Raw genomic sequence first — 18428 nt, 5'->3', positions numbered from 1 at the left:
GCAGCTATACGATTGCCTGCCATTTTTCTACAATTACAATTCTGCAAGTATGATAAAACAAAACGACACTGCTGTACAAAACGCTCATTGGTTTGCCGCCTGCCGTGTAGAGGATGTGGTGGAAAATGGAGGTGTATGTGTAAAATATGGTGATGAGCAAATCGCGCTTTTCTATTTTACACGCCGCAATGAATGGTATGCTACACAAAATGAGTGCCCGCATAAAAAACAGATGGCGCTGAGCCGCGGCATGATAGGAACAAAAAATAATGAGCCCAAAATTGCCTGCCCGTTTCATAAAAAAACATTTTCATTAACTACAGGTGAATGCCTGAGCGGAGATGAATGCAGTATAAAAACCTATCCCGTAAAAGTAGAAAACGGGAATGTGTATATCTATGTTGAATAGCGCTATGTTAATCGTGAGAAGAGAGGAGGTAAACGTGAGCTTTCACCTCTGATGTCTCACTTCTCACTATTGTAATGCGTCCTGATAATCTTTTTTATAATAACCAACACTTAAAATCAACTGTATGGACTACGTAACTCCAAAAGAAGTAGCAGGCAATATGCTGAATGCTGCTGTAACAAAAGCTTCATTAGGTACAAAAGACCTTTTAATACGCGGAATACTTTCCGGCGCGTTGCTTGCCATTTCTGTAACACTGGCATATGCGGCAGTTACGCAAACCAAAATTGCATTAACAGGCGCAATTGTTTTTCCTGTTGGATTTGTGATTATCGTTATTCTGGGGCTGGAACTGGTAACCGGAAGTTTTGCATTAATACCCCTCGCTTATTTTGAAAAGAAAATAAGCAGGGCAACCATGCTTAAAAACCTGTCATTAGTGTTCTTAGGTAACCTTATCGGAAGTTTGCTATACGCGGTATTGTATTGGGCGGCAGCTTCAGAAGTAGGAACAATCGCATCCGTTGGCGCTATAGATCAAATGCTGGTTACTGTTGCAGAGAAGAAAACGATCGGCTATGCGCAACACGGGGCTCCCGGTTTATTTGCGGCATTTGTAAAAGCTATTCTTTGTAACTGGATGGTTTGTATGGGCGTGGTAATGGCAATGACATCTAAATCAACGCTCGGAAAAATCCTTGCTGCAGGCATTCCCATTTTTATATTTTTTGCTTTGGGATACGAGCACGCTGTTGTAAATATGTTTGTTATTCCAGCCGGAATGCTGTTTGGCGCTAAAGTATCTATCACAGACTGGTGGTTGTATAACCAGCTTATTGTTACTGCCGGAAATATAGTGGGCGGGCTGCTCTTTACAGGCATGGCTATATATTATACTTACGGCCGCCAGGCAAAAACCGAATTAAATGCTTTGCAGAAAGTAGCATAGTCTCACAAAACTTATCTCTTATTTTATCAAAAAAACATGGTGCGCTTTTTCTAAAAAATGCGCATAGGGGAATCTTTATTCAATACAATTTATATGAAACTAACATTAAGCGGCATATACTGCATCATATTATTGCTGGTATGTCATACCGAAACTACTGCACAGGTTAGCCTGTCGGCTCAATTGCGTACACGAACTGAATTGCGGGACGGACAGGGTGCTCCACTTCCCGAAAGCTCAGATCCTGCTTTTTTTACTTCACAACGTACAAGGCTAAGTGCAGGGTTTGCTACCTATCGCTTAAAATTTGGATTAACCGTACAGGATGTGCGTATTTGGGGGCAGGACGCATCTACCATAAATAAAACAACCACCCAGGATAACAATGGCATGATGCTACACGAAGCATGGGCTGAAATAGGGTTAACAGATACTACCAACAAGCGGTATAATCTTGCATTAAAACTTGGCCGGCAGGAACTGATGTACGATGATCAGCGGCTTATTGGCAATCTCGACTGGCTGCAGCAGGCACGCCGCCATGATGCCGCGGTAATTCAATTTAGTTCGCCTGGTTTAGTGGTGCATGGCGGATTTGCCTATAATCAAAATAAAGAAAATGCCAGCGGCACAAAATATAATCAAACACCCCCGGGCAATTATACAGGCAATACCAATGCCGGCAGCATGTATAAAAGCTTTGAATACCTGTATGCCAACCGGAAATATAAAACCGGAAATGTTTCATTCCTGTTTTTCGCCGACCAGTTTAATAAATATCATATCAATATAGAAAACAACGTTCCGGTTAAAACCTGGGACAACGGTGCGTGGAGCAGGTTTACAACCGGCTTGCATACTATGAATAATTTCGGTAAAACAGATATTACTGCCTCAGTGTATTACCAAACCGGGCATACATCAGCCGGACAAAAACTTTCCGCAGCATTATTAGCAGCCAGCCTGTTGTATAATGTAAATAATAAGTGGAGTATTGGTCCCGGCATTGATTACACAACAGGAGGGGCGTCAGGAAATATCAGCCACGCATTTGATCCTTTGTATGGAACAGCACATAAGTTTTGGGGATTTATGGATTACTTCTATGCCGCAAGTGCTTTTGGAAATAAAGGTCTTACAGATTGCTATGTTAAGACAAGGTTCAAGCCTTCCCCATTATTACAACTATCCGGGGATGTGCACCAGTTTTTTAGTGCAAGTGCAGTGTATAATAATACAGGAAATACATTGACAAGAAATTTTGGAACTGAAGTAGATGTGGTAGCCAGCTATAGCCTGACTAAGATCATTGGCTTTGAAGCCGGGTATAGTCATTTTTTTAGTACAGCTTCTTTGTCATCAGCCGGCGTAAAAAATATTACGGACGCTAAAAAAAATAATAACTGGGCATATATAATGGTGAATATTAAACCTGCATTTATATTCAATGCGCGGTAATGAAGTTTTCAGGGATGGCATCAATAATGAGTATACCCCCACCGCAGTCTGCCATGACGAGGCACGAAGCATCTGAATTGTCCTTTGTTATGGTTTGTATATAGGTGTCATGTTCTAACAGATTCCTCCTTTAGTCGGAATGACAGACTGTGGTGCAATGCCGGGCTAAATACAAATGATGGACAGTAGCAATACTGCTGGGTATTATCCTGCAGTTTGTCATGTCGACCTAAGGAGACATCTATTGTGCAAACAGCGTTATAGCATATCTTTTCTATGATGCATTTCTTTTGGCGGCCATTCATCAAAAAGTTCAGTATTCAGAAATTTCATTTCGGAATTAAATGAACGGATTAAGGCCATCTTCTTAGCCCTGCGCCATCCTTTAATTTCTTTTTCCCGCATAATAGCATCATTTACATATTTAAAATCTTCGTAGTAAAGTAAATAGAAGCAATTGTATTTACCGGTAAAACTACTTTGATTTCCCCTGGCTAAATAATGTTCAATAATTCTTTGTGGAAGATTATTTGTTATACCTGTATACAAAACAGTTTTTGTAAAATTGGTTAAAATGTATACATAGTATAAAGAATTTGCTGCTGGCATAGGAGGTTAGCTTTAATGTGAAATTAATTCATTTGAGAAGAATTGATTCCTTCTTAGGTCGGAAGGGTGCATCTCAAATTTCCTGTATATGGTAATCTTATACGGATGCCTCGTGCCTCGGCATGACAGGCGGAAGAATGTATTTGAATAATAGTACCAATGTCAACAATAGTCCTGATACCGAACACAGCACTGCGGTTTGTTATGCTGAGGCACGAAGCATCTGAACTGAGTTTTGTTACGGTTTATATATTAGGTGTCGGGTTGTAATAGACTCCTCTTTTGGTCGGAATGACAGACTGTGGAGCAGTGCTGGAAAAAATACAAGCATAAACAATAGCAATATCACTGAAATACACAATTTCAACATAATCCCAAAAAACAACTATATTCATTACAAAAAAACATGCAACTGTCCTCTAACGATGCTTCAGCCGCAAAAGGCGGTGTTAGTTTATTTGGTATTTCATTGATCGCTGCTCTTGCCGGTTTTATTTTTGGATTTGATACAGTAGTTATTTCAGGCGCCAATCTTCCTATTAAGGAGTTGTGGCCATCTTCTCCTTTATTTCATGGTTTTTTTATTATGTCGATGGCATTGTGGGGCACAGTAATTGGTTCAATTTTCGGAGGCATGCCCACTGAGGTATATGGCAGAAAGAAGGTTTTATTTTGGATAGGCATATTATTTTCGGTTTCAGCCTTTGGCTCAGCATTGGCGCAGGATCCCTATACATTTTCATTTTTCAGGTTTATTGGTGGGGTAGGTATTGGCGTTTCATCCGTAACGGCTCCTACCTATATATCAGAAATTTCAACCCCGGCTACAAGGGGCAGACTGGGGGCAATGTACCAGTTCAATATTGTACTAGGTGTTTTGATTGCCTTTCTCTCAAATTATTTTTTTAAAGGTGTGGGAGGGGAAAATGACTGGCGCTGGATGCTTGGTATTATGGCATTGCCTTCTCTTATTTATACTGCAATGGTTATAAAAATACCGGAAAGCCCCAGGTGGTTGATAGCAAGAAAGAAGGATAATAAGACTGCCATTACAATAATGCAAAAACTGGGTATACAAAATCCTGAAGAAGAAGCTTCCGCCATCTCAGAAAGCCTTCGGCACGAAAACCAGTCAAAAGGAAAAGGCTTCTTCAGCGCGAAATACAGCAGGATTATATGGCTGGCTTTTATGGTAGCTTTTTTTAATCAATGGTCAGGAATAAACTTTGTATTATATTATGCACCTGAAATTCTAGAGCGTGCGGGTTTAGGGGCAAAAGAATCTCTTTTTAATTCAATAGCTATTGGCGGTTCAAATCTTCTTTTCACCTTCGTTGGACTGTATCTTATTGACAGGGTAGGCAGGAGAATGTTGCTTATCATTGGTTCTTTCGGGTATATTCTCAGCCTTTCGATGGTTGCCTATGCTTTTTATGTAGGCTCAAGCCCTTCTTTTTTACTTTTTTCTTTACTGCTTTTTATTGGTGCACATGCTATGGGGCAGGGCGCTGTAATATGGGTTTTCATTTCTGAAATATTTCCCAATAAAGTGCGTGCGCTGGGTCAATCATTCGGAGCGAGTGTGCACTGGGTGTTTGCTGCTATTATTACGCTTATCACACCGATATTTCTTGATGAAAAAGATGGTATTTTCGGTCAAAACCCATGGCCCATTTTTGCATTTTTTGCATTTATGATGGTGTTGCAACTGGTATGGGTACTAACCGCTATGCCTGAAACAAAAGGAGTATCACTGGAGGAACTTGAAAAGAAATTGGTGAAAGAAGAATAGTAACATCCGCGTATTCCGTGTGCTGGTTAGTGTGCAGATCTGAGTTATTCTGGTTATATCTAAATTACAGATATAATGAGTATTCGTTTTTTGCTAATGCCTCTTTTTTGTAACATCTCACCATTATGAAATACAGTTTTCTTGTTTTATCACCCCTGCTCATAAGCATAATATCATCAGCCCAGGAACCCACGTATGCCGAAAAGCTCGGCTGGCCAAAAGGCGCTAAAGTAATAGTACTACATGTAGATGACGCAGGTATGTCATTCGACTCCAATGAAGGTGTTAAAAATGCTATTGATAAAGGTGTTGCATCCTCCTTCAGCGTAATGATGCCATGCCCCTGGGTACCGCAGGTGGTAAAGTATATCAAAGCAAATCCTAAGCACGATGGCGGATTGCATCTTACCCTTACCTCAGAATGGAATAATTACCGTTGGCCGCCGTTGATGGGTAAACCTGCAACGCCAGGCCTGGTAGATGAGGAAGGCGCTATGTGGCATGAAGCGGAAGACGTTGTGCAACACGCCTCGCCTGAAGAAGTGGATAAAGAAATAAGGGCGCAGTTAGACAGGGCTATTACCATGGGTTTTATACCAACGCATATGGATTCGCATATGGGAACATTATTTGCCTCTGAAGCATTCCTGGAAAAGTATATAAAGCTTGGCATTGAAAAGAAAATTCCGGTCATGTTGCCAGCCGGACACAATACTTACCTCCGTGCAGATTATATAGAACGGCAGAAAAATGAATTGCAAAAAGCGGGCAAATGGAAAGAAGGCATGGAGTTGAAAGCGCCGGCAATATTAGACAGGGCAGAAGCCATTGGCAAAATGGTTTGGAATGCAGGCTTGCCCGTACTGGATGATCTGCATAATAACAGCGGCACCTGGGATATACCCGAAGAAGCTAAAAAATCAGACAAAGCCTTGCAGGCATTTTACACAAAAAAATATTCAGAAACTATTGCTTCCTTAAAGCCCGGGCTGACTATGGTATTAATGCATTGCACCAATCCTTCTGATATCTTTCAGCATATATCAGGCTCGGGTACCCGAAGAAAGGGAGATATGCTGGCGATGATGGACCCGCAGTTTAAAAAGAGCCTGGAAAAAGAAGGTATTATTATTACAACGTGGAGGGAGATTATGGAAAGGAGGGAGGAGGTGAAATGAGAAACCAGCTTGCGTTTGTATTTTTCTGTCATTATACATGCAACGATCTCATTTTCCGGGAAGTCAACATTTAAAGCATAGAGAAATGCAAGTCAAACAATTCGGCTTGTTTTCCATATTACTACTGTTAATATTTTTTCTCTCTTGCAAAAAGCATAACACATATTTGCATAATGCTGAAATAATTGGTATGGACGGAAGATATTGCGGTGGCTGTTGTGGTGGATATATGATCGTGATAGATGGGAAACAACCTTCTAATGGAGATTCGTTCTTTTTGATTTCTGAAATGCCTTCCGCTTATAATATCACCAATAACACAATATTTCCTGTTAAAGTAAAAATTGATTTCTCTATTGACGAAGGGAGATGTTCGAATAATTTCGTCAAAATTTCAAGAATTACTGCTATGTGAGTTTGTAACTTCCGCAATGCGTAATGTATTATATCCCACTATCGCAAATATGCTATCAGGTCATCAAGTTCTTTTTTTGAGTATTTAAAATTGTGGCTATTTGCCATTTTGTATTCTTCCTTTAACTGCATTGCATAAGGGTCTTTAATATTTGTAAGAGAGTCTTGCCTGGTGATATAAAGTCTGAGATAGTTTTCTCCTAATCTATCAACTATTCCGGCAAATTTATAATGTAATTGCGTTTTTGTTGAATGGCATACATTACAATTTTTTTTGAATGTTGTCATTCCTCTTACAATAGCAGAATCAACAGGCGGAGGTTTAATTACAAGAATCGCCGGAGGAGTATTAATTGTTTTAATAATGAAGATGGTAAGCACGGTAATTAAAATCATTACTGTAATAACAATTGCATTAACCTGGCTTTTTAAATTCAGCATACGCGTGGAAAATTATTGCCAATAAAACCGACCGTCAAAATAATTTCTCCTTGGGAGGTTTTACACCTGCAAGGCAAATGTATATGATAGTTTGCCTCTGTAATGTGTTTGGTGTTTAAAGGCATTGTTCAATGCCTGTGTTCTGCTCATTTCAAACCTGCCGTCAAAAAGTTTTTTTTCGGCTAATTGATTGCTGACTGAGCCCTTACAAAAAAGAAAAACCAAATGTAAAGCAAATTATGGAAGTAGGTTGTTTGATGTTCATAGCTTCTTTTCTTTAAGTATATAATAATCGGGTCACCTCCTCCTTAGAACTTTCTCACACCACATGCTGATACACTGCAAACAATTTCCAGAAAGTCATCTGCTTTTTAAAATCAAACTTATGTTTTTTGAAATCATTTAATACCAGGTCAACAAGCACGTTCTTTATTTCGTACCTGCCAATCATGATCTCTCTTTCTTCCGTATATAATCCAAATTTCTGCTGACAGAGATGAATATTCTGTTGCGTAACTTGTTCAAAAATCAGCACATCATGAATTTTGAGTAGGTGATCATGGGAAAGCACTTTTTGGATTACTATACAGTAAGATACAAAATGTAAAATATTTTACAAGTTAGGCTATAAAGAATATATTAACATGATTTCTGAAATTGGAATTTATTGCTATAAAAGAGCCTTAACGACTCTGCCCAAAAGACTGTATAAACGTCTTTACCTCTTCACCCGTCAATACTCCCAGCACACCGGTAACAACAAACTGCACACCAACACAAAGGATGATGAAGCCCATAATTTTCGTCATGGCGTGCAGGCCGTTTACGCCTAATAATTTTACCAGCCTGTTTGATGAACGCAGTGTGAGATATACAATTGCTGCTACTACCAATATACCTATGGCAATGTATACATAATCCATAAATGCTCCTTTGGCTACAGAGCTCATGCCAATAACAACAGAAATAGCACCGGGACCGCTGAGGCTTGGCATGGCAAGCGGCGTAAATGATATATCTCTTTTTGCAACGGCTTCCGCCCTTTCAGCATCGGTATGCTCACTGTCTTTGGGTTTTAACATGCCCATGCCCACACCGGAAACCAATATACCGCCGGCAATACGCATGCCTGGCAATGAAAGCCCGAAAAAATTCATAATGAATGTGCCGGCTATCAGGAACACCAGTAATATACAGGTCATATATATTACACCTTTCTTAGCCTGGTTATTACGCTCTGCGTTGCTATACCCTTCGGTAAGTGAAATAAACATTGGCGCTGTACTGAAAGGGTTGATAATTGGCAACAGGGCAGCTATGGTTCCGAAGATTAATTCCATGCATTAAAGTTACGATTTACGTAAAGCATAAAGATAATTATATCTGGCATGTAATTATTCTGGTTTGGAAGTGCAGAAAAAGGAAGATGCAACTATGACATTTAGTTTTATCTCGTGAGATTTTTATTAAGCAATTCAACCGGATTTAAGTAAAACATTTTTTTCCATCCCTGTTTGCTTTTATCTATTCTCCAGGGATAGGGAATAATTGTTTTTATAGTATAGTGCAGGTGTGGCGGCTTTCCTGCAGCATTGCCTGTAGCGCTTACAATGCCAATGATTGTTTTGTAGGAAACTAATGAAAATGCATTTGTTTTAATACTATCTAAATGACATAATAGTGAATGCACCATTTAGGACCGGGTACCATCACTACATTTCCTCCCATTTTAATATTGCCTTTGTAAATATGGAATGATTGAGGGAACAAATATCAATTGTCAGGAGTATGAGTATGAAAAGAGCAAACCTTCTGAATTTTTTTCTCATGGGCGATCCTGTTTAACATTAGATGCCCATTAACAAGTTTTTTACGCAGTTTATGTTGTTTGGAAATTGCTGGCCTGACTAAATTTCTAAATAGTGATTTACGATCCTTTTATTCTTAATCTCTTCAATGCTGGCGATAGATGATTTTTGGTTTGAAAAGTTGCTTCATTTTCATTTATATATTGTACAAGTGTTTGATTAACTATATCGCCCAGAAATATAACTGACGTTTTTCTTTTGTTTTGCCACTTTGAAATACCTGTTAAAATAAAAGTAGTATTTGTTGTCCATACAACATCTTCAATCCATTGAACGGAAGAACTACAAAAATATATACGGTTCCAGTACTTATTTTTCGGAATGCATAACAACACAGCCTGATCTGATTATAATTTCTAAAGTCCTGTTGAAGATCGTTTTCAAAAATTAAAGTACCCTCTGGCTTGAAATCAGGAAGATTGAAATTGTTAAATGTGTTTATCCACGTTTTTAGTTTAAGTTCAAAAAGCGGTTTGTATTGCAGGAGCGTGTTTTTTTGACAATAGGTATATTGTGCTACAATAGAGAAAAAGAATAAAATCCGGTATCTCGTTACTGTTGCATGATTGATTTATAGTCCGGTAGCTAAATCGTTTCTTTTTCTGCCTCCTTTTTTAAGAAAGGTTTCAATTCTTTAAGTGAGTTGACCACTTTTTTTATTTTCCCGCTTTTATCAACAAGTATATGGGTTGGATACATGCTGATAGCTAACTTTTCAGTTATATAATCCTGCACTTCCGGAATTGTTGCATATTTAAATCTTTTCTTTTGCAGAAAATTTTTAAGGTTGCTTTTTTTATCGCTGGCAAGGCTTATAAAAAGTATATCGTCTCTGCCGGAGTATTCATCAACTAATTTATTACAATCAGGAAACTCCTCAATGCAGGCATGACAGGCAATAAACCAGCATTTTAATACCATTATTTTACCTCTTACAGATGTTTCATTATATTTTACGCCTTTCAGATCAATAAAATCAAATGAAGGAATTTGCATACCCTCCATCTTGTAGTAATTCATTTCAATTTCGGCAAGATGGGCTGCTGTAGAAGCGATATTTTTGTTTAACGTACTAAGTTTATATAATTTATACACCGCTGTTCCCTGATACAATTTCACTTTCAGGGATATTACATTTCCTTTCATCAAATTTTCCAGGAATCTTGTTTTATCAATCACGGTCGAGTCAATATCCAATCCTATAAAATCCTGTGATAACGGAGCATTGAAATAAGTATAATTATACCAAGTTTGAAAATCCTTTAATATAACGGCAGGATTAATATTGAAGCTTTTATTCAGGCTATCTTCATTAATGCCTGTTGAATGTCCGGCCTTATCTGATTTATTATTGTTGGGGCTTGAGCAGGAGAGTAAAACCAAAGAAAAAAATATTGACAGGACGAGTTTCATACAGCAATCAATGTTCAGGTTTATTCTCAGATCCAAAAAAACAGATATTCCATAAAAATAAAAAACTCCGGCATTACCGGAGTTTTATGTTGCAATTTAGATGGGTTTATTTCAGATGTTTGTTGATGATTTTTGCAAGATCAAACATGGATACCTGGGATTTACCATCAAATAATGCTTTCAGCTTACTGTCGGCATTAATATTTCTTTTGTTGGTAGCATCCTGTAATTTGTTCTTCTTGATATAATCCCATATTTTTTTGATTGCTTCAGTACGTGCAACCGGTTTAGCGCCGATTACTTCTCCGAGAGTAGCGCTGGGAGTGAGAGGAGCCATGAAGGCTGCATTTGGTTTACGTGCTGATTTCTTTTTAGGAGCCGCTTTTTTTGCTGCTTTCTTAGGAGCTGCTTTTTTGGGGGCTGCTTTTTTTGCTGCTTTCTTAGGAGCTGCTTTTTTTGCCGGAGCTTTTTTTGCTGCTTTTTTTGGTTTGGCAGGCATGTGTGCTGAATTTAATAGTTAGGAAATTTGTTTAGATTTTGTTTAATGTACAAAGTAAGCGAATAGTTTTATACAGTTATAAGCAGTTATGCACACTTTGTGGAGAACCTATGCGTTTTTCCCTCTGAAAATTGCTGAAAATGCTGATTTTTCTCTCGTAAGGCTATTTATTGTTCTTTGGCTCATGCATCATCATATTATTGATCAGCTCTTCAACCACGGCAGATGGTGTTTTTTCTACCAGTTTATAGTGTGTTCCCCGGGTATTTCTAATCCAGGTATTGCTTCCGTCCGCAGCGTTTACGGTTAATATACCCTGTTCAAGATCATACCATGGCTCATATCCGGCAATGGCAACAAGCACGGCTGTTTCATCCCAACTCATTCTGCCGGCACTATCCTGCGGGGACAAAGGGATAGATATGCGAAAAGCATCTTTGACCGGGCTGTTTTGTATTTTTTCACTGCGGATGAGGGGGATGCCTGTCTTGATATTCTTGCCAATTTCAAATCCGCTTATGATAATTTTGGTTGGCCATTGCTCAAATACATACCTGGCAGCTTCTTTATCCCTTACTACATTGAATTCAATTCCCGTGGGAAACATACCCGCCATACTTACCAATTGTTTTACTTTTTGCTGAACAAGCTCCCGCCCGGTAAGCAATGAATATTCATCAGGCTTACTCCGCAGCAATCCGGACAGGTTGGTAAAGAATCCAACCGTTACTATAGTTACACTTTTGTTCTTTTGTGCTGATAGTATTTTCCTGTATAGCTTAACAGCGTCTTCTGCCTCATCATTATTTTTAATATGGTGGGGGTATTTACTGATCAATGAATCTGTCCAGTGCTGGAAATCCCTCATCGTATCGGCCGGGGCTTTGGGAACACCAACAGGTATTTCCGGCCTTTTAAAATACGTATTTAATACGCTGAGTGTAGCAGCAATATTGCTATGGCTGCTGCTTGCCATTGTTGCTAAAATTGTTGTATTGCCCTTGTCTTCAAAATAATGCAGTAATGCAATCGCACCAACATCATCATAGTCCGGCCCCATATCCGTATCAAATATTACCGGTATATTTTTAGGTCTCTGTGCATGCAGTAATGAAGTAAAGCTAAGAGAGAGCGTAAGAAGCAGGATGATTTTTTTCATGTTATCAGTAATACAGTTTTTTGCAAAATATGTAATTGCAGCCGTTAAGCCATCCTGCCTGTACCGGGGTAGTAACATAAAAGGCTCCATTGAAATGGAGCCCCGTAAGGTTTATCCCTAAACCCTTTTGAAGTAGGGCGCAATTTAAGGATGTCACAAGGTTTTTTCTATCGTAGAAATACTCAGTATTTATCAATGTGAATAAAAAATATCATGATAATTTTCTGTTGACATACTATTTCATACATTGTTGTAACATCGTTTTGCCTCATCTTTGTTGCATGCTGCCTTTACTTTAAACGTATGATATGAATTTTTCAAAAATTGCATTCATTCTATATATATGTTTTTGCTGCATTATCTGCCGGGCATTCAGCCAGCATTTGCAGCCTGGCTTTGATAAGCAGGAATATATTGAGACCTTAAAAATTAACCAGAAAGTACATTTAGATACTGCAAAATGGGCCGCAGATTCCGTTATTGCTTCTCCTGAACATTATCACCTGGTTTACCGCTCTCCTAAAATTGCTTTTGATAATGCATGGGATTTATGGATGAATAATGAAAAGCCTGTAGCGCTTATTGCTGCAAGAGGTACTATAGCCACAGAGGCGAGTTTTCTTGCCAATTTTTATGCTGCAATGATACCGGCTAAAGGTCAGCTGGAATTAGATACTAACCTCACTTTTGATTATGAGTTAACAGATAATCCTAATGCTGCTGTGCATGTGGGATGGTTTGTTGCAATGGCATATATGTCATCCGGAGTGGTGCATAAAATTGATTCCTGCTATAAAGCCGGTATTAAAGATTTTATTTTAACCGGACACAGCCAGGGTGGAGGTATCACTTATTTATTAAACGCTTATTTGCACAGTTTGCAGCAGCAGCAAAAGCTGCCGGCAGATATAACTTTTAAAACTTATTGCAGTGCCGCTCCTAAACCGGGAAACTTATTCTTTGCCTATGCGTATGAAAATATGAACAGCGGAGGATGGGCGTTTAATGTAGCGAATACGGCAGACTGGGTGGTTGATGTACCATTTTCCGTACAAACGGTTGATGATTTTACAGAAGTGAATCCGTTTACAAATGCAAAGACAATTATTAAAAAACAAAAATTTCCTAAAAATCTTGTTTTAAGGCATGTATATAACCGGCTTAGCAAACCAAGTAAAAGGGCTCAGAGAAATTACCAGCGATACCTCGGGAAAATGGTTTCAAAGACGGTAGGAAAACAATTGCCTTCTTTCCGCATTCCAGAATATTATAAGAGTAACTATTATGTGAGAACAGGAAATACCATTGTGCTTTATGCAGATAGCGATTATTATTCAGCGTATAAACCAGAAACCGGGCAATTTGCAATATGGCAGCATCATCAGCCATACCGGTATTTGTACTTGGCGCAGAAGCTCCCGTAAGGATTTTGCTGCAGTGTGTAATGAAAGTTGCATGCTGGTAATACCTATTAAGTATTTAGAAAATTAAGCAGGAACTTAAGTATACTTAACTTCTTAATGGTTTACAAGAGCAAGCAACTATAATCCATTTTGTATCAAAAAAATCCCTGTTTATCGCAGCATTTTTGCCTGAGTGCCTTATACTGCGGATTAGTTGCTACTTTTCCGGAATGAAATCGGTTTGGTATACAAAAAGGGGATGGATAGTGTTGATACATGCCATTGTCTGGATTGCCTTATTTTCTCTTCCGTTTTTACTTAGGCCGGATAAACACGACTATACATTGCGGGATATTCTCTCGTATGTAGCAGGTAATGCTGTTTGGATAATTTTTTTTTACTGCAATGCATTATTATTTATTCCCCGCCTGCTCAATAAAAATCTTTATGGAAGGTATATAGTAATGCTGTTGTGTGCTTACCTGTTCATTTTGGTTATACAGGCTGTTTTGTTTTATTATAAGTCAGGAGAAGTACAACGCCTTCAGTTAAGAACACATCTTATTTTTAATTTTCTTTTATTCCTGTTTTTTGCCGCCAGTAGCCTTGCGTACAGGCTTATTGTTGATAAAACCCGCGCAGATAGTCTTGCAAAAGACAGGGAAAATGAAAATCTTAAAACAGAATTATCGCTGCTGCGCTCACAGGCAAGCCCTCATTTTATGTTCAATGTGCTGAACAATATGGTAGCGCTGGCAAGAAAAAAATCTGATCTTTTAGAGCCTTCTCTCATTAAGCTCTCATCACTCATAAGATACACTGTTTATGAAGCTGATGAAGAAACCGTACAGCTGGATAAGGAAATTGAATACCTCGAAAGCTATATTGACCTTCAGCGGCAGCGTTTTGGCAACAACGTTCTGTTCAATATCATTTTACAGGAGCCATCACAGCCTTATGCAATTGAGCCAATGCTGCTGATACCTTTTGTAGAAAATGCGATTAAACATGGAACCGGTTTTGTGGAAAACGCGCATATTATTGTAGATTTAAAAGTGGAAAAGAATACATTATTCTTCTACGTTAAAAACAAGTATAGTGAGGTAACGGAAGAAGTGAAAGATAAAACATCGGGAATAGGGCTGGCAAATGTGCAGCGACGCCTGAATTTATTATATAATCATAATCATGATTTGCAGATTGAGAAAAAAGACGGTTGGTTTTCGGTGTTGCTTACATTGAATTTGCATTAACAAAAATGCCATATGCCTTACACCTTATACCATTATAAATTATGCTGCGTTGCCTTGCAATAGATGATGAACCACTTGCGCTTGAATTATTGGAAGATAATATCAGCAAAGTGCCGTTTTTGGAGTTAACTGCCACATGTAGTAACCCGGTGGAGGCTATGAAGGTTTTGCAGGAAAAGCAGATTGACCTGATATTTCTTGATATACAGATGCCGAGGCTTACCGGTCTGCAGTTTTTGCAGAGTCTTGTGCAGAAGCCGATGGTTATTATGATTACGGCTTACGAAAAATACGCGCTGGAAGGATTTAATCTTGATGTGGTGGATTACCTCGTGAAACCGGTATCATTAGACAGGTTTATAAAATCGTGCAATAAGGCGTGGGAACTGCATCAGCTTAAAGAAAAAGCAAAATCCGCAACTGCTGCACAGCTTGATTATATTTTCGTAAACGCGGATTACAGCCTTATAAAAATAGTGTTATCAGATATTACCTGGATAGAAGGGCTTAAAGATTACCTGAAAATCAACCTGCACAGTACCAATAAACCATTTATTGTAAGAATGGGCATGAAAAATATAGAAGATATGCTGCCTGCCGCCCAGTTTATCCGTATTCACCGCTCCTATATTATCTCAAAAAAATATATAACAGCGGTTCGTAAAAACTCCATATTTCTTGGGCAGATTGAGCTGCCCATCAGCAGTAATTACCGTGATGCCGTTTCCGCCATTACCGGTTTTATAGGCTGATTTTTCCGTTTGTCGCTGTTTTTTTTGATCTCATCTCATTTATATAATAGTTCGGTTTTTACAGATTTATTTTGCAGTCGTTTTAAAGTTAATTACATGAAAAAGTTATTACTCCTGGTTTTATTGATGAATGGTTTATTTGCGGTAGCACAAGTGCCGGGTGGGCAGATGCCACGTGGTGGCGGAAAGCCTGCTAATATTGGTCATTTGTACGGCAAAATTATAGATGCTGACGGCAAAGGCATTGCCGAAGCGTCTGTTTTGCTCCTTGTGGCCAAAATGGATTCAGTTTCAAAAAAGAATAAAGACGTTTTACTGAAGGGCATGACTACCAAAAGCAATGGGGAGTTCAACCTGGAAGAATTACCCATAATGGGCAAATTGAAGTTAAAAATTTCTGCAGTAGGTTATAAAGTATTTGAGCAGGAGTTTAATAACCTTGCAATGGGGGGCAATTTTGACAGAGATCTTGGCAATATTAAATTAGAATCAGATGCAAAGCAGTTGGAAACAGTAGTAGTTACTGCTACCAAGCCAATGATGCAGATGGATATTGATAAAAAAACATTTAATGTAGAAAAGAATATTGTTACCGCAGGCGGTACTGCGGTAGATGTAATGCGTAATGTGCCTTCTGTACAGGTTGATATTGATGGCAATGTAAAACTCCGTAACGCAGCGCCGCAGATATATGTGGATGGACGCCCTTCTACATTATCGCTCGACCAGATACCTGCAGATGCTATAGAAAGTGTGGAAGTAATTACCAATCCTTCCGCGAAATATGATGCCTCCGGCGGTAATGCGGGTATATTGAACATTGTATTGAAGAAAAACAAAAAATCAGGGTATAACGGAAATATAATGGCCGGGATAGACAGGAGGGGTGGATGGAACCTGGGTGGAAATATTAACCTGCGCCAGGATAAATTTAATTTTTCGGCTGCATTGATGAGCAACCAGATGAGAAACAGAACTACCGGAACCGTTGACAGGTATAACCTTGGGGATATTCCTGTAAATGTTTTCCAGGATAACCTTAATAAAACTAAAGGTGGATTTTTATTTGGAAAAGTAGGGCTTGATTATTTTGTTTCAAACCGTACCACTATTTCAGCAAGTGTAATACGTGTGCATGGTAAATTCAAACCCAGCGAAACAATTGATATCAGAACAGACAGTCTTTTGCAGGGTGAAACTATAAGCAGGTTATCTGAGAGAATATCTCAGTCGAGCAGGGAATTTAATGCATTGGGCTTCCAGGGTGGTATAAAGCACAACTTTAAAAGGCAGGGTGAAGAATGGACAGCCGATTTCAATATGTTCAACGGAAAAAATGAAGGCGATGGATTGTATACTACCAACTATTACAACAGCGACAAAACAATTGCCGGAACACAAATTCAGCAAAACCTGGGCGATGGTAAAATGGGCTTTATGACTATCCAGACGGATTATGTAAGACCATTTGCAGGCGCAACAAAACTGGAAACAGGGTTGAGGGCGCAGATCAACAACACGGAAAATAATAATGAAAACCTCATTAAATATCCCGGTGCAACAGATTATATTAAATTATCAAACGCCAGTACCAATTATAAAAATACCAGCAGCGTGTATGCGGCTTATGTTTCTTTTGCCAGCACTATTAAAACAAATTTTGGATACAAAATAGGATTGCGTGCTGAGAGTTCGAATTATAAGGGAGACCTGTTGAGTACAGGTCAAAAGTTCAAGAATAATTATCCTGTCAGCCTGTTTCCTTCTTTATTTCTCAGTCAGAAGCTGGAGAACAAGCAGGAACTGCAATTCAGCGTAACGCGTCGCGTCAATCGCCCAAACTTCTTCCAGCTGATTCCATATACTGATTACACAGACAGCTTAAATATCACAAAAGGCAATCCTGATCTTGTGCCTGAGTTTACCTATTCTGCTGAGTTTTCTTATAGTAAAACTTTTAAAGGAAGCAATTCTTTACTGGCAACCATATACTATAAACATACTACAGATCTTATCACCAGGTATTATGATACTGCAGTGAATGAAATATCTGGTAAGCAGGATTATATCAGCACTTATGTGAATGCCAATTCAGCGGTTTCTTACGGTTCTGAAATTACCTCTATTAATAAGCTGACACCCTGGTGGGATATAACGCTGAACGTGAATATTTATAATTCAAAAATCAATACGGATAATGTCTCCGGCACATCGCAGGATGCGATGTGGAGCATGTTTAGCAAGTTCAATAATAATTTTAAACTGCCTGCCAATTTTAGCATTCAGCTCTCTGCTGATTACCAGAGCAAAACAAACCTGCCGATAAATACAGCACAGCAATTTGGTCCTCCAATGTCGCAGGCGCAGAGTGCATCACAAGGTTATATCAAAGCATTTTATGGCGTTGATCTTGCTATCAAAAAAACATTCCTGAAAGACAATAAAGCATCAGCAACCCTCAGCTTTAATGATATTTTCCGCAGCCGTAAAACTGATCAGTATTCCCGGGGTATTGGGTTTGAGCAATACTATTACAGGTTGAATAACCCGCAGATGGTACGCCTGACCGTTAGTTACCGTTTTGGTAAAATAGATATGTCGCTCTTTAAGCGTCAGAATATGAAGAGCCAGCAGGAAGGCATGCAGAATGGCATGCAGATGCAGTAAAAGGAAGGACAGCAAGGGTAATATAGATTTTGTATTTCGGATAAGGTCAAAGGAAAAATTTCTTCCTTTGACCTTTTTTAATAAAGAGTGTAAACAATCGATAAACCATGTTGCAAGCATTGGTTTAATTGAGACCTTCTGTTTCTACAGAAGGTTTTTGAAAT

Annotated in this window: 18 protein-coding genes; 10 read left to right on the top strand and 8 right to left on the bottom strand. The window is 38.8% G+C overall.

Annotation, left to right across the window (positions count from 1 at the left end; translation table 11 throughout):
• The first annotated feature begins 49 nt into the window (after positions 1 to 49).
• From nirD to DC498_RS10135, 3 genes are all read left to right on the top strand, one after another.
• The gene (gene nirD / locus DC498_RS10145; protein WP_116874028.1) at positions 50 to 409 is read left to right on the top strand and encodes a nitrite reductase small subunit NirD; all 360 of its coding nucleotides are present in this window, start codon (positions 50 to 52) and stop codon (positions 407 to 409) included.
• A 124-nt stretch (positions 410 to 533) separates the two neighbouring features.
• Positions 534 to 1358: a formate/nitrite transporter family protein gene (locus DC498_RS10140; protein ID WP_116874027.1), complete on the top strand. Its 825-nt coding sequence runs from the start codon at positions 534 to 536 to the stop codon at positions 1356 to 1358.
• 93 nt (positions 1359 to 1451) lie between these two features.
• Positions 1452 to 2816 carry an alginate export family protein gene (locus tag DC498_RS10135; protein ID WP_116874099.1) on the top strand — a complete coding sequence of 455 codons (1365 nt, stop codon included), beginning with the start codon at positions 1452 to 1454 and terminating at the stop codon, positions 2814 to 2816.
• 258 nt (positions 2817 to 3074) lie between these two features.
• On the opposite strand, the gene DC498_RS10130 is transcribed toward DC498_RS10135, so the two are convergent.
• Complete coding sequence (locus tag DC498_RS10130) at positions 3075 to 3425, bottom strand: GIY-YIG nuclease family protein (protein ID WP_116874026.1); 351 nt, start codon at positions 3423 to 3425, stop codon at positions 3075 to 3077.
• 406 nt (positions 3426 to 3831) lie between these two features.
• On the opposite strand from DC498_RS10130, the gene DC498_RS10125 reads away from it, so the two are divergent.
• The 3 genes from DC498_RS10125 (at position 3832) to DC498_RS10115 (ending at position 6810) form a co-directional block, all read left to right on the top strand.
• Positions 3832 to 5217 carry a sugar porter family MFS transporter gene (locus DC498_RS10125; RefSeq protein ID WP_116874025.1) on the top strand — a complete coding sequence of 462 codons (1386 nt, stop codon included), beginning with the start codon at positions 3832 to 3834 and terminating at the stop codon, positions 5215 to 5217.
• 125 nt (positions 5218 to 5342) lie between these two features.
• Entirely contained in the window at positions 5343 to 6395 is a 1053-nt protein-coding gene (locus DC498_RS10120) for a polysaccharide deacetylase family protein (RefSeq protein WP_116874024.1), read from the top strand.
• 190 nt (positions 6396 to 6585) lie between these two features.
• Positions 6586 to 6810 (top strand): hypothetical protein, encoded by a 225-nt coding sequence (locus tag DC498_RS10115; RefSeq protein WP_133176817.1) that lies wholly within the window; start codon positions 6586 to 6588, stop codon positions 6808 to 6810.
• 38 nt (positions 6811 to 6848) lie between these two features.
• Here the strand turns inward: DC498_RS10115 and DC498_RS10110 are convergent, their stop codons facing one another.
• From DC498_RS10110 to DC498_RS10075, 7 genes are all read right to left on the bottom strand, one after another.
• A complete protein-coding gene (locus DC498_RS10110) occupies positions 6849 to 7250 on the bottom strand; it encodes a c-type cytochrome (RefSeq protein WP_116874022.1) in 402 nt (133 codons plus the stop codon).
• Between the two features lie 319 nt (positions 7251 to 7569).
• On the bottom strand, positions 7570 to 7785 hold the full coding sequence (locus DC498_RS10105) for a hypothetical protein (protein ID WP_133176816.1): 216 nt from the start codon (positions 7783 to 7785) through the stop codon (positions 7570 to 7572).
• Between the two features lie 148 nt (positions 7786 to 7933).
• The gene (locus DC498_RS10100) at positions 7934 to 8590 is read right to left on the bottom strand and encodes a MarC family NAAT transporter (RefSeq protein WP_116874020.1); all 657 of its coding nucleotides are present in this window, start codon (positions 8588 to 8590) and stop codon (positions 7934 to 7936) included.
• A 107-nt stretch (positions 8591 to 8697) separates the two neighbouring features.
• The gene (locus DC498_RS10095; RefSeq protein ID WP_206197583.1) at positions 8698 to 8943 is read right to left on the bottom strand and encodes a hypothetical protein; all 246 of its coding nucleotides are present in this window, start codon (positions 8941 to 8943) and stop codon (positions 8698 to 8700) included.
• 760 nt (positions 8944 to 9703) lie between these two features.
• Positions 9704 to 10531, bottom strand: coding sequence for a TlpA family protein disulfide reductase (locus tag DC498_RS10085; protein WP_116874018.1), 828 nt, complete (start codon positions 10529 to 10531; stop codon positions 9704 to 9706).
• 106 nt (positions 10532 to 10637) lie between these two features.
• Positions 10638 to 11030 carry an SWIB/MDM2 domain-containing protein gene (locus DC498_RS10080; RefSeq protein WP_116874017.1) on the bottom strand — a complete coding sequence of 131 codons (393 nt, stop codon included), beginning with the start codon at positions 11028 to 11030 and terminating at the stop codon, positions 10638 to 10640.
• A 163-nt stretch (positions 11031 to 11193) separates the two neighbouring features.
• Positions 11194 to 12189 (bottom strand): nucleoside hydrolase, encoded by a 996-nt coding sequence (locus DC498_RS10075; protein ID WP_116874098.1) that lies wholly within the window; start codon positions 12187 to 12189, stop codon positions 11194 to 11196.
• A gap of 308 nt (positions 12190 to 12497) precedes the next feature.
• On the opposite strand from DC498_RS10075, the gene DC498_RS10070 reads away from it, so the two are divergent.
• The 4 genes from DC498_RS10070 (at position 12498) to DC498_RS10055 (ending at position 18264) form a co-directional block, all read left to right on the top strand.
• Positions 12498 to 13613 (top strand): lipase family protein, encoded by a 1116-nt coding sequence (locus tag DC498_RS10070; RefSeq protein WP_116874016.1) that lies wholly within the window; start codon positions 12498 to 12500, stop codon positions 13611 to 13613.
• 209 nt (positions 13614 to 13822) lie between these two features.
• The gene (locus DC498_RS10065) at positions 13823 to 14845 is read left to right on the top strand and encodes a sensor histidine kinase (RefSeq protein ID WP_116874015.1); all 1023 of its coding nucleotides are present in this window, start codon (positions 13823 to 13825) and stop codon (positions 14843 to 14845) included.
• A gap of 41 nt (positions 14846 to 14886) precedes the next feature.
• The gene (locus DC498_RS10060) at positions 14887 to 15597 is read left to right on the top strand and encodes a LytR/AlgR family response regulator transcription factor (RefSeq protein ID WP_116874014.1); all 711 of its coding nucleotides are present in this window, start codon (positions 14887 to 14889) and stop codon (positions 15595 to 15597) included.
• A gap of 96 nt (positions 15598 to 15693) precedes the next feature.
• Positions 15694 to 18264 (top strand): TonB-dependent receptor domain-containing protein, encoded by a 2571-nt coding sequence (locus DC498_RS10055; RefSeq protein WP_116874013.1) that lies wholly within the window; start codon positions 15694 to 15696, stop codon positions 18262 to 18264.
• Positions 18265 to 18428: the final 164 nt, after the last annotated feature.

Source organism: Terrimonas sp., assembly GCF_003075435.1.
Lineage (GTDB): Bacteria > Bacteroidota > Bacteroidia > Chitinophagales > Chitinophagaceae > Agriterribacter.
Note: the sequence above shows the minus strand (reverse complement) of the source record. Positions and strands in the feature narration are given on the sequence as shown.

Excerpts from the sequence above, each read along its gene's own strand:
- nirD (WP_116874028.1), top strand. The coding sequence starts at position 50 with ATGATAAAACAAAACGACACTGCTGTACAAAACGCTCATTGGTTTGCC.
- DC498_RS10140 (WP_116874027.1), top strand. The coding sequence starts at position 534 with ATGGACTACGTAACTCCAAAAGAAGTAGCAGGCAATATGCTGAATGCT.
- DC498_RS10135 (WP_116874099.1), top strand. The coding sequence starts at position 1,452 with ATGAAACTAACATTAAGCGGCATATACTGCATCATATTATTGCTGGTA.
- DC498_RS10130 (WP_116874026.1), bottom strand. The coding sequence starts at position 3,425 with ATGCCAGCAGCAAATTCTTTATACTATGTATACATTTTAACCAATTTT.
- DC498_RS10125 (WP_116874025.1), top strand. The coding sequence starts at position 3,832 with ATGCAACTGTCCTCTAACGATGCTTCAGCCGCAAAAGGCGGTGTTAGT.
- DC498_RS10120 (WP_116874024.1), top strand. The coding sequence starts at position 5,343 with ATGAAATACAGTTTTCTTGTTTTATCACCCCTGCTCATAAGCATAATA.
- DC498_RS10115 (WP_133176817.1), top strand. The coding sequence starts at position 6,586 with ATGGACGGAAGATATTGCGGTGGCTGTTGTGGTGGATATATGATCGTG.
- DC498_RS10110 (WP_116874022.1), bottom strand. The coding sequence starts at position 7,250 with ATGCTGAATTTAAAAAGCCAGGTTAATGCAATTGTTATTACAGTAATG.
- DC498_RS10100 (WP_116874020.1), bottom strand. The coding sequence starts at position 8,590 with ATGGAATTAATCTTCGGAACCATAGCTGCCCTGTTGCCAATTATCAAC.
- DC498_RS10095 (WP_206197583.1), bottom strand. The coding sequence starts at position 8,943 with ATGGTGCATTCACTATTATGTCATTTAGATAGTATTAAAACAAATGCA.
- DC498_RS10085 (WP_116874018.1), bottom strand. The coding sequence starts at position 10,531 with ATGAAACTCGTCCTGTCAATATTTTTTTCTTTGGTTTTACTCTCCTGC.
- DC498_RS10080 (WP_116874017.1), bottom strand. The coding sequence starts at position 11,030 with ATGCCTGCCAAACCAAAAAAAGCAGCAAAAAAAGCTCCGGCAAAAAAA.
- DC498_RS10075 (WP_116874098.1), bottom strand. The coding sequence starts at position 12,189 with ATGAAAAAAATCATCCTGCTTCTTACGCTCTCTCTTAGCTTTACTTCA.
- DC498_RS10070 (WP_116874016.1), top strand. The coding sequence starts at position 12,498 with ATGAATTTTTCAAAAATTGCATTCATTCTATATATATGTTTTTGCTGC.
- DC498_RS10065 (WP_116874015.1), top strand. The coding sequence starts at position 13,823 with ATGAAATCGGTTTGGTATACAAAAAGGGGATGGATAGTGTTGATACAT.
- DC498_RS10060 (WP_116874014.1), top strand. The coding sequence starts at position 14,887 with ATGCTGCGTTGCCTTGCAATAGATGATGAACCACTTGCGCTTGAATTA.
- DC498_RS10055 (WP_116874013.1), top strand. The coding sequence starts at position 15,694 with ATGAAAAAGTTATTACTCCTGGTTTTATTGATGAATGGTTTATTTGCG.